Below are 15,134 nucleotides of genomic sequence, written 5' to 3'. Positions count from 1 at the left end.
TAGATTTGTACTCCAGTTAAATCACCTCAGTATCTTCCAAACAACAATTGAAACGATTTATAAGAACTTTGCATCATAACTATTTTAGAACGAATTGGTAAGAAGTACAAATGTTTTGTTCATAAAATCGTCAAATTTTTAATATTTATTTGATATTAATTTATATGTATTCATGAAGAAAAGCATGTCCTTCACGTTAGAACATGCTTTCTTCAACTTGTATTTTCAATTTAATACTAACCGTCGTTCCATTCCCTTTTTCACTTTCAATTCGCCACTGTCCATCATGTATATGAACAATTTGTCTGACAATGGCAAGGCCTAAACCTGTTCCACCATGTTGACGACTTCTCGCTTTATCAACGCGGTAAAAACGTTCGCCAAGATTTTCTAAATGCTCTGTTTCAATACCGATTCCTGTATCTTTTATGTTCAATTCACAGTAATCATCTATCTGCCTGAGCGTTATCATAATATCCCCGTTTTGATTGGTATACCGTATCGCATTATCTAACACGTTATGAAGCACTTGTTGCATACGATCCTCATCAATCATTACAATGATTTCTGGATTTAAATTTGTTGAAATACGAATTTTCTTTTCTATAAACTTAATCTCATACGTATCTAACACATCTTCAATGAGTTGTGAGAAAACGATAGGTTGTTTCTTTAGTGGAAAATGTTCACCCTCTAATTGTGCTAAATCTAATAAATCATGAACGAGACGCTGCATACGCCCCGCTTCTTTATGAATAAGTTGTGTAACTTTTTCCTGCTGTGGTCCCTTCGCTACACCATCTAAAATAGCCTCACTATATCCTTTTATATAACTAAGTGGTGTTCTTAGTTCATGCGAAACGTTAGCTAAAAATTCCTTTCGCTTTACGTCTTCTGTCTCTAAAGAATTTGCCATTTTATTAAATGCTTTTCCTAATCGTCCAATTTCATCTTCAGAAGAAATTGTAATTCGTTCTGAGAAATCTCCCGTAGCCAAATGATTGGCGACTCGTTCCATTTGCGAAAGCGGTCTCGTAATAGCGATAATAATCTTTCTCCCAATCCATATTGTTAGTAAAGTCATAGCAAGTGCTAACGGTGCTAAAATAAGGCCCATATCATATATTAAGTCTTTTATACTTTTTAAAGGAATATAAGAATATACAATGCCAACTAACTTTTTATTTTCTAAAACAGGGATGACAACTCCCATAATATTACGGTCAAAATGTTCCTCATACCCTATCTTTGTCACCGTTTTTCCATCTAATAATGTTTGCCTATCCCCTTCACTTATAAGAGAATGATGATGCACATCAAAAGGTAAACATGCGCTTAAATCACGTGGGTTTGATACGAAAAGAACGTCTGAACTAGATATTTGATCAAATGCTCGTACTTTCTCTTCAAAAGTTGCTATTCCTTCACGCTTATCATATTGCGCAGCAAGACCCTTCCCTTCCATTACTAATGAATCTTTTAAATTATCAACGTATAGTTTTTCATACGAATATAAAGATACAAAATAAAGAAAAGAAACTGTTACAAATACTGCACATACTACTGTCAGCCAAAGCTTCTGTACCATCGTAAACATACGTTACACCTCAAATTTATAGCCTACACCCCAAACCGTTTGAATGTAGTTTCCACTTTCTCCAAGCTTTAAACGCATCGTTTTTACGTGCGTATCTACTGTTCTTGTACTTCCGGCATAATCATATCCCCATACCTTTTCCAGCAATTGTTCCCGGCTAAATACTTGTCCTGTATGCTGGCAAAGAAAATAGAGTAAATCAAACTCTTTTACTGTAAGAGAAATCGGCTCACCATCAGCCTCAATTTTCCTACTTTTTTCATTAATAAGGATCGGTCCAAACTGAACCTCCTCTTGTTGCTCTTGCTTTGTATAACGTCTTAGCACAGCTTCCATACGAGCAATTAATTCTCCAGGACTAAATGGCTTTACAATATAATCATCTGCTCCCATACGTAAGCCGTTCACCCTATTCCACTCTTCACCTTTTGCTGTTAAAAATATAATTGGTACATCTGATGTTTTTCTAATTTCTTTACAAACTGAAAGTCCATCCATCTCTGGCATCATAATATCTAATACAACGAAATCATAATGATCCGTCTCTAATTTTTTTAGCGCCTCTTTTCCATTTTCAGCTTCGCCCCAATCGTATCCGAAATTATCTAAATACATGCCAACGAGCTGCCTCATATCACTTTCATCATCTACAACTAGCACCCTATATTTACTCATTGTTCTTCCCTTCCCTCTCTATGAGTTGAAACGGCCCTTTTCCGACTTTAATTGTTTGTTTTATTTTCAAATTCTTCATATCTATGACACACACTTCATCACTATCATAGCTTGCTACGTATCCTTCTGCTCCGCTCTTCAAAAATGCAAATGGGTTCGACCCTATTTCTACAGAAGCTACCTCTTTATACGTGCTAACATCAAACTGTCTAAGCGTATTCGAACCGTGACTTAATGCATATACATACTTATTATCCTTCGTTATATTCACAGGCATAAACGGAGCATGTAAAGAACGTACCATTTCTCCGCTCTGCAATGAATATACTAATACTTTTTCATTGACTTGATTTCCATCACCATGTCCGCCAATCCATATTTCTTTCCCATCTGAGCTAATTGTCGCTCCCGTTGATGCTGGTGGAATCATAAAGGATTGTATCACTTCTTTTTTCTTTGTATCAATAGTCGTTAGCTTCGTATCATAAAAGTTTAATACAGATAACTGGTTATGGTACTCTACCATCGTTATTGGTCCTTTTCCGGTTGACACACTCCCTGTCTCTTTCCCTTTTATCGTAAAGAACCTTACCTTTTGAGCAGTTTGATCGGCAGCAAATAATTGCTTTTTATCTTCGGATACAATCACATTTACAATGCCTTTTCCAGTTTTATACTTGTCCACTTGCCTTCCTTCTGTTAGTGAATATACATACATGTACTCTAACTGCTTGCCATATACAAGTATGTCCTCGCCGTTTGGAAGTAGTGCAACTCCTGCCATTGGTTCATTCAGTTCCCATGTCGTAATTAATTTTTTAGTTTGTTTATCAACAAAACTGATACTACCTTCTTTTATATTCGTTGTTATCATAACACTTTTATCTTTAGCAATCGGTGTATATGTACTTCCTTGACACCCTACTAATAGAAATAAAAAACAGAGAAGAAAAACATACTTTCTCAAAAGATTCCCTCCATCTTCGGATGATTTCGTTATAATTGTAAAATAACAAATAAATGTGTGGAAAGTGTGAAATTTTCCTTTCTTACTTCATTTACATATATAATGTACAACAAATAGAATTTGAGGTGTGCAAATTATGCTTTTTCCTGATTTAGCGAATAAAATTGTACGAGAAGTACGCAGACTAATTAAAGAAAATATCATTATTATTAATATACAAGGCGTTATTATCGCAAGTACAGATGTAGAAAGAATCGGTCAATTTCATGAGGGTGCACTCCGCTGTGCGAAACAAAAGAAAACTGTCATTATTACAAAAGAAGATGAACGACGTTTGCAAGGTGTAAAAGCCGGGATGAACCTTCCCTTACTATTTCATGACGAAGTAATTGGTGTCATTGGAATTACAGGCGAACCTGAAAACATTTCACAATACGGAGAAATATTACGTAAAATGACCGAACTACTCATTCACGAAAACTACTTTTTAGAACAACTAGAACTTGAACACCGTTCTTATGAAGCATTTGTCTTTGATTGGCTTCAAAATACAGACTGGTCTCCAAGCTTTCTTGATCGCGCCAAAACACTTGGTATTGATTTATATAAGAAGAAACAACTCATTTTGTTCTCTATCGATCAAAATGACACGATGCTTCAGCGGAAAATTTGGCAACACGTACGCAATCTATTAACAAAGGAGCATCTATTTGTTCGTTGGGGAAACGATCGATTTATTTTATTTACAGCCACGAACTCCAAAGAGCAAACGTATCAATTTTTAACACGATTAAAACAAGACTGTGAAAATTCGTTTTCTATTCCTTTATATATCGGGATTGGACAATCCGTTACGCCTAGCAATATGAACTTATCGTATGAACAAGCATTACAAGCTCTTTCCGTATCACTTAAAACAAAACAAATTGTATTTAATGAAGATTTACGTTTAGAAATGTGCTTACAAGATATTTCTGCAGAAACGCGGGAACAGTTTCTAAGGCGCACGATCGAAAACTTACTATCATCTCCTGAACTTATGCACACTTTACGCTTATTTATCGATTATAACCAATCTTATAAACAAACAGCTGAACAATTACATATACACATTAACACATTGCATTACAGACTTAAAAAGGTTGAGGAGCATACAGGACTTGACCCGAAACAATTCAAAGACTTACATATTTTATACTTCTCGCTCCTCTTATTAGATAATCATACAAAAAAGAATGATAAAACAGAGTAATCTTCAGATGATTATACATAGAAAGAATCCCCCAACTTTTTTATCATTATAATGAAAGCACTGTGACAACGTTTTTTATAATGACTAAATACGTTAACAGTTTGAGGGGGATTTCCAATGTTAGAAAAGCAAATTATTCATTCATTCGTATCCATTGTTGGCGAAGATAATGTAGATACATCCAATATGGGGCGTTTAACGTATAGTTATGATGCCACTCCAAACTTCCAAGCAATGCCTGATGCAGTCATTGCTCCTCGTAATACAAATGAAGTAGCGGAAGTGTTAAAAATATGTAACACTCACAACATTCCTGTATATGTTCGTGGTTCTGGAACAAACCTTTGCGCAGGCACATGTCCACTTGAAGGCGGTATCGTCCTTATCTTCCGTCATATGAATAACATTTTAGAAATTGATGAAGAGAATTTAACAATCACAGTACAAGCTGGTGTGATTACGCTTGATATTATTAAAGCGGTAGAAGAAAAAGGTTTATTTTATCCACCAGATCCAAGCTCGATGAAAATTTCTACAATCGGCGGTAACATTAATGAAAACTCAGGTGGCTTACGCGGCTTAAAATATGGCGTAACACGTGATTATGTGATGGGTCTTGAACTTGTCTTACCAAATGGCGATATTATTCGTACTGGCGGTAAATTAGCAAAAGATGTAGCTGGTTACGATTTAACTCGATTATTTATCGGTTCTGAAGGAACACTTGGTGTCGTAACAGAAGCGATATTAAAACTTGTTCCGATGCCTGAAACGAAGAAGACGATGCTTGCGCTCTATGAAGATATTAATGAAGCTGCACGTGCTGTTTCTTCTATTATTGCAAATAAAATCATTCCAGCAACACTCGAGTTTTTAGACCAACCAACAATTGAAGTAGTTGAAGAGTTTGCTCAAATCGGTTTACCAACTGACGTAAAAGCAATTTTATTAATTGAGCAAGATGGTCCGCCTGAAGTTGTCAATCGAGATATTGAAAAAATGGCTAACGTTTGTCGCTCTATGAATGCAGTTGATGTTCGCATTGCAAAAGATGAAGCGGAAGCAGATGCACTTCGGACAGCTCGACGCAGTGCACTATCAGCACTTGCAAGATTAAAACCTACTACAATACTAGAAGATGCAACGGTACCACGTTCACAAATCGCTCCAATGGTTGAAGCGATTAATGCCATTGCAAAAAAATATAATATTCCTATTTGTACGTTTGGGCATGCTGGTGATGGTAACTTACATCCAACTTGTATGACAGATCCTCGTAATGAAGAAGAAATGCACAGAGCTGAACAAGCTTTTGCTGAAATATTTGCAAAAGCAATTGAACTTGGCGGCACGATTACTGGTGAACATGGTGTTGGCGCGATGAAAGCTCCTTATTTAGAAATGAAATTAGGTAAAGAAGGTATTGCTGCTATGCAAGGAATTAAACAAGCCTTCGATCCAAATAACATTATGAATCCAGGAAAGATGTTCGCGAAGGACACTCGTAAAAGAGTGGTGGTTGAGCGATGACAACATTAAATAAAGAAAACATTCAAAAGGAATTTAAAGAACGATTAAGTGAAGATGAACTACTAAACTGCATGCGATGCGGTTTCTGCTTACCAACTTGTCCTACTTATATTCAATCTGGATATAAAGAATCGCATTCACCACGTGGACGTATCGCATTAATGAAAGCGGTCGTTGACGGTTTAATTGAGCCAGATGAAGATGTTGAAAACACATTAAATGTTTGCCTCGGCTGCCGTGCTTGTGAACCTGTTTGTCCATCTGGTGTGAATTATGGGCATTTATTAGAAGAAGCTCGTGATATTATAAATCAAAACAAAAAGTTCTCGGTGCCAGTAAGAGCTGTTCGTAAAGTCGTTTTTGAAGGACTATTCCCGCATCAAAATCGAATGAGAACATTAACAGGATTAATCGGATTTTATCAACGTTCCGGTTTACAAACGCTAACACATAAAACAGGAATTATGAAGTTATTCCCTGAAACACTTGCAACGATGGATCTCGTCTTACCAAAAGTCCCAAAAATGAAAGCAATGAAAGATCGTCCTGCATTTTTACCTGCTGCAAGTACAAAGAAGAAACAAGTTGCATTCTTCACAGGTTGTTTAATGGATACGATGTTTTTAGAAACAAATAATGCAACGATGAAACTACTTCAGTTAGCTGGTTGTGATATCGTTATTCCGAAAACACAAAGTTGCTGTGGGGCATTACATGGACATGCTGGTGAGAAAAGTGGAGCAAAAGAATTAGCAAAGCGCAATATAAAGGCATTCGAAGATTTAAACATCGATTATATCATTACGAATGCTGGTGGTTGCGGAGCTTACCTCGTAGACTACGATTATCTTTTAAAAGACGATCCACAGTGGGCTGAACGTGCAAAGCAGTTTGTTTCTAAAATTAAAGATATTACCGCTATTCTAGTAGAACTAGATTTCCATAAACGTAATGACCTACGACTCAAGTCGCAAATTATTACGTATCAAGACTCTTGTCATTTACGCAATGTTATGCGAACATCTTCAGAACCTCGTATGTTACTAGAAGCAATTCAAGGCGCAACGTACCGTGAAATGAAAGATGCGGATCGCTGCTGTGGTTCTGCTGGTATTTACAATATTGTTCATTCAGAGTTATCCATGGAATTTCTAGATTATAAAATGGATCGCGTGCATGAAACAGAAGCAGCAACCATTGTTACCGCAAATCCAGGTTGCTTATTACAAATGAAATTAGGCATTGAGCGAGAAGGCCTTTCTCATAAAATGAGAGGAATTCACATTGTTGATTTATTATTAGAAGCAATTGAAACCAACTCGTAATAACTCGTAACATACGTAATAATAGGAAAACGGCTATCTCCTTCGTCTATGTAAAGAGATAGCCGCTTTTTTGTCCGCTACAACATTAAAAATATGTTACTTTATTATAAAAAAGAACAACAGAAACATTACAGTTTTGTAAAAATCAATCCAGTATATTCCTCGAAAAATCGCTCAAACCATTGATACAATAGGATTCCTTATTTTCTATTCAGGTAACTTTATCCAAAAACCCCTCTTAAAATGAAGTATAAAAATGCTAAAAATTCCTTTTATACTCTACGTTTCTCTTATTTTCTCCCTTTTCTTCACTTAGGATAAATTAGGTAATTTAAAAGTCTATGAATTTTTTTCCATCTTTTTTCTCACAAAATCTATGCTACGATGAATTTGTCAGTCAGACAGGCTGTCAAAAACAAATCGTGTGAAAACAAATTAAAACTTTATATAGGGGGACACACATCATGAAAAAGCGTGTTTTATTATCTGTAGCTGCTGCAACGGCTCTTACTTTAGGAGTATCTTCTCTAGATGCACAAGCTGCAACAGTACAACCATCTAACATAAAGGTTCAAAATATTCAGCATTCAAAAGTGATGATGAAGCAAATGAGCCAACAAGAATTACAAGCATTCTTACAATCTATGGGCGTGGAATCATTAGCACAATGGCAACAAGGAAACTTCCAACCAAATTGCATTATTCCTGGTCAACAACCTACTGAAAATGTTGTAACTGAGCAACCAACAGCTAAGCCAGAAACTCAAAAGCCTGTTGAGCAAAAGCCTGCTGAAGAAGTTCAAAAACCAGAAGCTCAAAAACCAGCTGAAAACAACAATACTCAAAAGCCTGCTGAACAAAAACCTGCTGAGCAAAAGCCTGCTGAAGAAGCAAAATCTTTAAGCGAGTTCGAACAACGTGTTGTTGAATTAACAAACGCTGAGCGTACAAAACAAGGCTTACCAGCTTTAAAAATCGATACTGAATTAAGCAAAGTAGCGCGCATTAAATCTGAAGATATGCAAAAAAACAACTACTTTGATCATAACAGCCCTACATACGGGTCTCCATTTGACATGATGAAGAAATTTGGTATTTCTTATACATCTGCCGGTGAAAACATCGCCCAAGGCCAACGTACACCTGAAGAAGTAGTACAAGCTTGGATGAACAGTGCTGGACACCGTGCAAACATCTTAAATAACGGCTTCACTCACATCGGTGTTGGCTATGTAGAAAGCGGCAACTACTGGACACAACAATTTATTACGAAGTAAATAGATTAAAAGAGTCTTCTCATAATGAGAAGACTCTTTTTTACGTTTCATAACTTTCTATTATGTATGAGTACAATATGTAAAACATAAATAAAATAGAGCCACAGCTTATTACACTAAGTAACACGTAAAACCCCCACTTCAAGTTCAAAAACAATGAAAACAATATACTACATGCCATCACTTGAAAAATCCGCCTACTCACTAAACGGATCTTTTGTAATTTAATTGGGTCTTTTTCCGTACTCTTAATGTTTTTAAATCCTTTACTAAGCATAAAAAGAAACATACTAATTCCAATTGTTAGTCCTGTCTGAAAAGATATCATACTTCTAAAATTAATAAAGAGAATGAGCATATGGATAAACAACATAAATAAAGTAATCGTCTTTAGAAATCCGTTTATAATGATATGCTCGCCTTCATTAAACTTATATATATTATGTGAAATAATATACACGAATCCATGTAAAAAAATAATAAGACAAGGAATAAATGCTATAACAACCTGTTTACTCATAAACTCGTTCGGCCCACCATTTTCATTCCAATGTACTGCCATAAAGTTTGGTAAATATGGATAAAGGCATAGAGTAACTAAAAGACAAGCGAAAAATATTCCTAGTATACATTTATATTTGACCAAGTGATTCTCACCTCTCTTTTCTCTTAACGGCTTCGCTTCTTTTAGAGAAATTCCTGCAAAAATCTACTTTTCTCAAATTTAAACTTACACTTTACGCATTCATTCTTTGAAATTTTTTCATTGTGTTATTTAATTTTGTAGGAAATGGTACATCCACTTCGATTTCTTCTTTCGTAATGGGATGCAAGAAATGAATCTTCATCGCATGTAACGCTTGACTTGTCATATGTTTCGTTTGTCCACCATATAATACATCTCCAACTAATGGATTACCATGATAGCTCATATGAACACGAATTTGATGTGTTCTACCTGTTTCTAATTGTAACGTTACGAGCGTAACATTTTCGTTTTTATAATATTTCTCTACTCTATAATATGTGATTGCTTGGTCTCCCTTTGGAGAAACGCGTCGCCTCGTCGCATGATGGCGATCTCTTCCAATCGCTGCGTCAATTGTTCCTTGCTTGCCTTTTACTTTCCCTTCCACAAGCGCCGCATATGTTCTTTTAATTTTTCGTTCCATTAATAAACGATCCATAATTGCACCAGCAATTCTATGTTTAGCAAACACGACACCACCTGTCGTATCTTTATCTAACCGATGAATATGACGAACCTTCGTCTCTAAACCTTGCATTTGAAAATGAAAGGCAACAAGGTTTGCAAGTGTTCCCGTTCCACCTTTTTCAGCAGGATGCGTATCCATCTTCTCAGGCTTATTCACGATAAGTACGTGATCATCTTCATATACTACATGTAATTCACCATATTCAGGCTCTACATCGTATTCTTCCTCCACAAACATATGAACTTGTAACTTATCGCCTTCTTTTAAAAGCTCATTCCATCTTCTTTGTTCTCCGTTAACGGTAACACCTTTCTCCATACGAAGCTGATGTAACAACTTTTTCGGTATTTCCCATTCTATTTTTAATAACGAATCAATACTTATGCCATTCCATTTCGCTGGAACAGTAATTTCGCACCATTCGCCCTTTTTCTTCGTTTCCATACTGTATCACCTTATTTCTATTGATTCTCTCATTGTAACGGAAAATACACTTTGATGCACCGTCAAAAATAGAGGACAGCCTTATAATAGACTGCCCCCTCATGCTCTACGCCTTTTCATTTCTTGCAATACCTCTTCGGCTTTTTGCTCATACGATAAATCTTTAAAGAAATCCGCCAATCTTTTATAATCATTATACGTATCTAATAAATCATCCATCTTTTCTACTTTCATTACGTGTTGTTTTTGCTTCATTTTTACTGGATAACGATAGCCCGATACTTCTTGTATTTTGTAATACTCATCCTCTACTTGAATGACCTTTACAAGTTCCTCCTCTTCTGCATCCATCGTATATCCATCAAAATCTCTCAGCAATTCATAAATGATATGAGTCCATTCATCTTTTGGATAAAATCCTTTTTCTAACCGATAACCGACAATGCGATACATATGCCCATCGTTTTCTGCAAACTGTACTGTATCATTTAGCTTAAACTTAAAATAACGAAACATTGCCTTCACCTACTTATATGTAATGTTCTTATCACATACTATTTGCAAAATGTAGGTCTTGCTATTCATAAAAAAATACTCATCTATAAGATGAGTATTTTTTACGATGATTTTTCTCTTTTCTTTCGAAATGGTAACCACCAGTTCCAGTCTCCAAACAATTTCATTAAACTTGGTACGAGCATAAGACGAATAATTGTTGCATCAAGGAATATTGCTAGTGCAACACCAAGCCCCATTTGCCGTACTGGTAAAATATCAGTAAAGGCAAATGCACCAGTTACAACAATCATAATTAACGCAGCTGAAGTAATGATTCTACTTGTTGACACAAGTCCTTCTAACGTAGCTTGATCATTATCTCCTGTTTCTTCATACAATTCATGAATACGTGAAATAAGAAAGACTTCATAATCCATGCTAAGCCCAAATACGAGACCGAAAATGAAGATTGGTAAGACAAATAGAACTGGACTCGCTTCTAAGCCAAAATGCCCACCTTCAAATAACCAAACAACAATTCCAATTGTTGCGCTTAAACTAAGTATATTCATAATAATTGCCTTAATTGGAATGAGTATAGATTTGAATGCGAATAATAATATAACAAAGATCGATCCAAATATAACAGACATACCAATCGCAACTTTATCTTTAATTTCATCTTCTAACTCTTGTTGGAAGGTCGTCATTCCGCCTAGATAATACGTCACATCTGTTTCTTTATAATTTTGTTTAAAATCACGAACCCACTGTTTAGCAGTTTCAGTACGTGGTTTTGTTTTCAGAAAGACTTCTATCGTCGTCTTATTCCCTTTCGTATATGCTTCAAATACAGGAGCTAGTTTCGCTGCTTCTGGTGACTCTAACATTCCAGCAACTTGATCTGCTTTCATACCTGTTAACCCGTCATATAAGCTTCTTACTTCATACACTTTCTTATCGTCTTGTAACTTTTGAACGACTTCTTCTATCTTTTGTAAACTTTCTTTTTCTTTCATATCTTTTTTTGTCTCTACCACTAACGTAACATCAGCATGTTTTTTTGCAGTTTTATTAAATGCTTCTTCGTACTTTTCATATGCAACTCTTGTATCACTTTGTTTAGGTAGAGCTTCCACGTCAGGGAACTGCAAATTCGCAGTACGTAATGGTAATAAGCAAATAACAATAAATGTTGTAACGACAATAATCATCGCAATTGGATGTTTCATTACAAATTGTGCAAATTTACGCCACGCCTTTGCTGGTGTATGTGCTACTTGATTCTTTTTTAATATTCGTTTACCAATTAAGGATAATAGCGCTGGAAGGAGTGTGAGTGAAAATAAAATACTCATAATCACAACAATCATTCCGCTAATTGCGACAGATTGAATATAATCGATTTTAAAGAAAAACAAGCTGGATAATCCAACAAATACACATAATCCTGAAAATACGATTGCACGCCCTGCTGTTTGATATGTAATTGCTATCGCTTCTTTTACCGTTCGCTTTGCAACTTCCTCTCGAAAGCGATTTACAAATAATAGTGCGAAATCAATAGATAAAGCAAGTCCAATCATCGGTGCAACATTTAACACAAAGATAGATAGTTCCTTATCGACACCTATAAAGTATAATATGCCCATCGTACTAATAACACTAAGTGCCCCATTTACAATTGGTAAAATAGATGCCAAAAGGCTACCAAATGAAAACAGTAACACGAGAAATGCAATCGGTAACCCAATCATCTCTGCTACTTTTAAATCATTTTGCGTTCTTTCATTAATCTCTTGATTAATTTTTGGAAACCCTGTAGGCGTTACTTTTAACGCTGCATTACTTTCCTTTTCGATTTTATCAGCAAATTGTAACGTCTTTTCCATTCGTTCCTTATTTGTTTTCCCGGAAAATAAAATTGTCGCATAGCCGATATCATCTTGTAACATTTCTTTATTTTGCACTGGGTGATGGAAAGATTCATAAGTCTCTTTCTCTTGTACATTTTTTACAATTCCCTCTACTTGCTTTTGAAATTCTTCATGTGAAACACCTTTATTTTTTTCAAAAACGAGTAAAAGTGTATCTTGAGACCTCTTAAAATCTTTATCTAAAATTTCTTTCGTCTTTTGATAGTCCCCTTCTGTTTGGAAACCGTCACCACCTAATACTCCTGGTAGCTTTGGAGCAAAAATACCAAGCGCTATCGCAAGCAATAGTAATGCTACAATTACTGTATAACGAAACTGATACAAAAAAGTGCCTAACTTCCCCCACTTATCTACTTTATGTACATTTGTCTTCACGCACTTTCACCTACTTTAAATAATTCAATTGTTATTTATACTGTATCACATCTTCGTACAAACAAAAAACGTCTGGAAACACTATAATGATAGTTTTTCCAGACGTTTTTTATCCCGCTTTAATGTGCAGTAAGACCCCCACCTTAAAATTCAGCGAAAGCAAAGAAGTTAGGTGGGGAATCAACTGCCATAAAAGTCCGATTGGTGAGGGCTAATAATCAGTGGGGGATGAAGAAAACCCCCACTTATTAAAATTTCACTTTATCTCTCTTTATTAAGCCCCAATCTCTCGGTAAGTAAACGATGACAGTAAATCGCTATAATTAACAAAATACCACCTACGCAATAACCAGCTAAAATATCAGTTGGATAATGTACATTTAAAATAACTCTACTTAATCCAATCGATACAATTACGACTCCCATCAAAATCGTTATAACATATTTCCCAGTTACACTATTCAAATTTGCCGCAATGATATAAGCTAGAAATCCGAATGTCATAATAGATAACATTGCATGCCCACTAGGGAAACTATACCCAAGCGCATCTAACGCTTCATTTAACGACGGGCGCTCCCTTTTCACAATTTCTTTTATCCCTTTATTCACAAGATGTGTTATTAAAATACCCATTGGATACACGATCATCGCAGCATAATAACGTTTTCTCCAAAAAACAAGTAAACTTATAGCGAGCGTAATTACGATCCCAATTGCAGACCCTAATTTTGTATAATATGAGAAAAATGTAAGCGTACCTTCTGTTTGTAATCCTTTTACTAACGCTCGGACATATGTATCCATCACTGTAACGCCACCCGCTTGTACGCGCCAAGCAACAATGCCAAATACAGCAAGTAATAAAACGATACATACTACCTCATATTGATGCAACTTCTTTTTCAAGCGATTTCCTCCTACTATGAAAAAATGCGATTTCTATTTTAGAAACCGCATTTTCTTACTTATTTACCTTTTGTTTTTAACTCTGTCCAGTAACGATCATAGTCTTTTAACTTATCGTCTACATCAACAAGCCATTCTGTACGATCTAATTCCTCTTTCGTTAAGAAAATCATATGGTTGTCACGATATTCTTTACTATGAAGAGGATGAGCTTTTTCATTAGGATTACTGTATCCAATTGACTCGTAGTTTTTCACACTTACTTTTTCATCTAGTAAGTAGTTCATAAACTTCTCTGCAAGCTCTTTGTTTTTTGCACCTTTTGGAATCGCTAACGTATCAGCCCAAATTGTGCCGCCTTCTTTTGGTACAACATACTCTACATCTTTATTATCTTTTGCGATAAATGCTGCATCTCCAGACCAAACTGTTCCGATCCAAGCATCTTCTGTAATGAATTTTTGTTTAATATTATCTGTATCAAATGCTAATAAGTTTGGAAGTAGCTTCTGTAAATCTGTTGCAGCTGTCTTTAACTGTGCATCATCTTTCGTGCTGTTTGAGAATCCATGCTTCTTAAGACCCATTCCTAACACTTCACGAGAATCATTTAATAAAGTTACATGCCCTTTATATTTCTCATTCCATAGGTCAGCCCAGCTTGTAGGAACTTCTTTTACATACTTTTTATTGTATGCAATCCCTGTTACACCCCAAGTATATACTAAAGAATATTTATTCTCTGGATCAAACGCAGGTGTTTTGAAATTAGAAATCATATTTTCGATATTCGGGATATTCTTTTTATCTAACGGCGCTAATAAATCCATTTTCGCCATTGTTTTAACCATGTAATCAGATGGCTGAATTAAATCATACTTCGCGCCACCAGCTTGTAATTTCGCAAGCATTTCCTCGTTGCTTGCGTACTTATCATAGTTAACTTTCACGTTATATTTCTTTTCAAAATCTCTTAGCACTTGCTCATCAAAATTGTCAGCCCAGCTATAAATATTTAACTCTTCTTTCTTTTCACCACAACCAGCAAGTACACCAGCAACAAGACTAAAGCTAATTGCTGCGCCGGCTAATCTTTTCATTAATTTCATCGGTTTATTACCTCCTCGTACT

13 protein-coding genes are annotated in these 15,134 nt (G+C 35.7%); 4 read left to right on the top strand and 9 right to left on the bottom strand.

Annotation, left to right across the window (positions count from 1 at the left end):
* Window positions 1-196 precede the first annotated feature (196 nt).
* Genes PDL00_RS21880 through PDL00_RS21870 form a run of 3 tightly spaced genes read right to left on the bottom strand, consistent with a single transcriptional unit; the run spans window position 197 to window position 3,239 of the window.
* Window positions 197-1,597, bottom strand: coding sequence for a sensor histidine kinase (locus tag PDL00_RS21880; protein ID WP_242252240.1), 1,401 nt, complete (start codon window positions 1,595-1,597; stop codon window positions 197-199).
* A gap of 3 nt (window positions 1,598-1,600) precedes the next feature.
* Entirely contained in the window at window positions 1,601-2,272 is a 672-nt protein-coding gene (locus tag PDL00_RS21875; protein ID WP_242252236.1) for a response regulator transcription factor, read from the bottom strand.
* A complete protein-coding gene (locus PDL00_RS21870) occupies window positions 2,265-3,239 on the bottom strand; it encodes a YncE family protein (RefSeq protein ID WP_242252233.1) in 975 nt (324 codons plus the stop codon). Before PDL00_RS21870 ends, PDL00_RS21875 begins: the two co-directional genes overlap by 8 nt.
* Before the next feature lie 136 nt (window positions 3,240-3,375).
* Between PDL00_RS21870 and PDL00_RS21865 the strand changes: the two genes are divergently transcribed.
* The 4 genes from PDL00_RS21865 to PDL00_RS21850 all read left to right on the top strand — a co-directional run bounded on the left by PDL00_RS21865 (window position 3,376) and on the right by PDL00_RS21850 (window position 8,623).
* Window positions 3,376-4,491 carry a CdaR family transcriptional regulator gene (locus PDL00_RS21865; protein WP_242252232.1) on the top strand — a complete coding sequence of 372 codons (1,116 nt, stop codon included), beginning with the start codon at window positions 3,376-3,378 and terminating at the stop codon, window positions 4,489-4,491.
* A gap of 117 nt (window positions 4,492-4,608) precedes the next feature.
* Entirely contained in the window at window positions 4,609-6,021 is a 1,413-nt protein-coding gene (gene glcD, locus PDL00_RS21860; RefSeq protein ID WP_270731169.1) for a glycolate oxidase subunit GlcD, read from the top strand.
* The gene (locus PDL00_RS21855) at window positions 6,018-7,346 is read left to right on the top strand and encodes a (Fe-S)-binding protein (RefSeq protein WP_270731167.1); all 1,329 of its coding nucleotides are present in this window, start codon (window positions 6,018-6,020) and stop codon (window positions 7,344-7,346) included. Before glcD ends, PDL00_RS21855 begins: the two co-directional genes overlap by 4 nt.
* Before the next feature lie 464 nt (window positions 7,347-7,810).
* Window positions 7,811-8,623, top strand: a complete 813-nt coding sequence (locus tag PDL00_RS21850; RefSeq protein WP_048526777.1) for a CAP domain-containing protein — start codon at window positions 7,811-7,813, stop codon at window positions 8,621-8,623.
* A 40-nt stretch (window positions 8,624-8,663) separates the two neighbouring features.
* On the opposite strand, the gene PDL00_RS21845 is transcribed toward PDL00_RS21850, so the two are convergent.
* The 6 genes from PDL00_RS21845 to potD form a co-directional block, all read right to left on the bottom strand.
* Entirely contained in the window at window positions 8,664-9,269 is a 606-nt protein-coding gene (locus tag PDL00_RS21845) for a DUF1648 domain-containing protein (protein ID WP_270731164.1), read from the bottom strand.
* 91 nt (window positions 9,270-9,360) lie between these two features.
* A complete protein-coding gene (locus PDL00_RS21840; protein ID WP_242252220.1) occupies window positions 9,361-10,284 on the bottom strand; it encodes an RluA family pseudouridine synthase in 924 nt (307 codons plus the stop codon).
* A 99-nt stretch (window positions 10,285-10,383) separates the two neighbouring features.
* Window positions 10,384-10,800, bottom strand: a complete 417-nt coding sequence (locus tag PDL00_RS21835; protein ID WP_061678834.1) for a hypothetical protein — start codon at window positions 10,798-10,800, stop codon at window positions 10,384-10,386.
* 101 nt (window positions 10,801-10,901) lie between these two features.
* Window positions 10,902-13,094, bottom strand: coding sequence for an MMPL family transporter (locus PDL00_RS21830; RefSeq protein WP_270731161.1), 2,193 nt, complete (start codon window positions 13,092-13,094; stop codon window positions 10,902-10,904).
* 261 nt (window positions 13,095-13,355) lie between these two features.
* A complete protein-coding gene (locus PDL00_RS21825) occupies window positions 13,356-14,003 on the bottom strand; it encodes a phosphatase PAP2 family protein (protein WP_270731159.1) in 648 nt (215 codons plus the stop codon).
* Window positions 14,004-14,062: 59 nt separating this feature from the next.
* Window positions 14,063-15,112 carry a spermidine/putrescine ABC transporter substrate-binding protein PotD gene (gene potD, locus PDL00_RS21820; protein WP_242252216.1) on the bottom strand — a complete coding sequence of 350 codons (1,050 nt, stop codon included), beginning with the start codon at window positions 15,110-15,112 and terminating at the stop codon, window positions 14,063-14,065.
* Window positions 15,113-15,134 lie beyond the last annotated feature (22 nt).

The sequence above is a fragment of the Bacillus cereus group sp. TH152-1LC genome, from assembly GCF_027710505.1.
In the GTDB taxonomy this organism is placed as follows: Bacteria; Bacillota; Bacilli; order Bacillales; family Bacillaceae_G; genus Bacillus_A; species Bacillus_A mobilis.
This window is presented reverse-complemented; position numbering and strand designations above follow the sequence as displayed.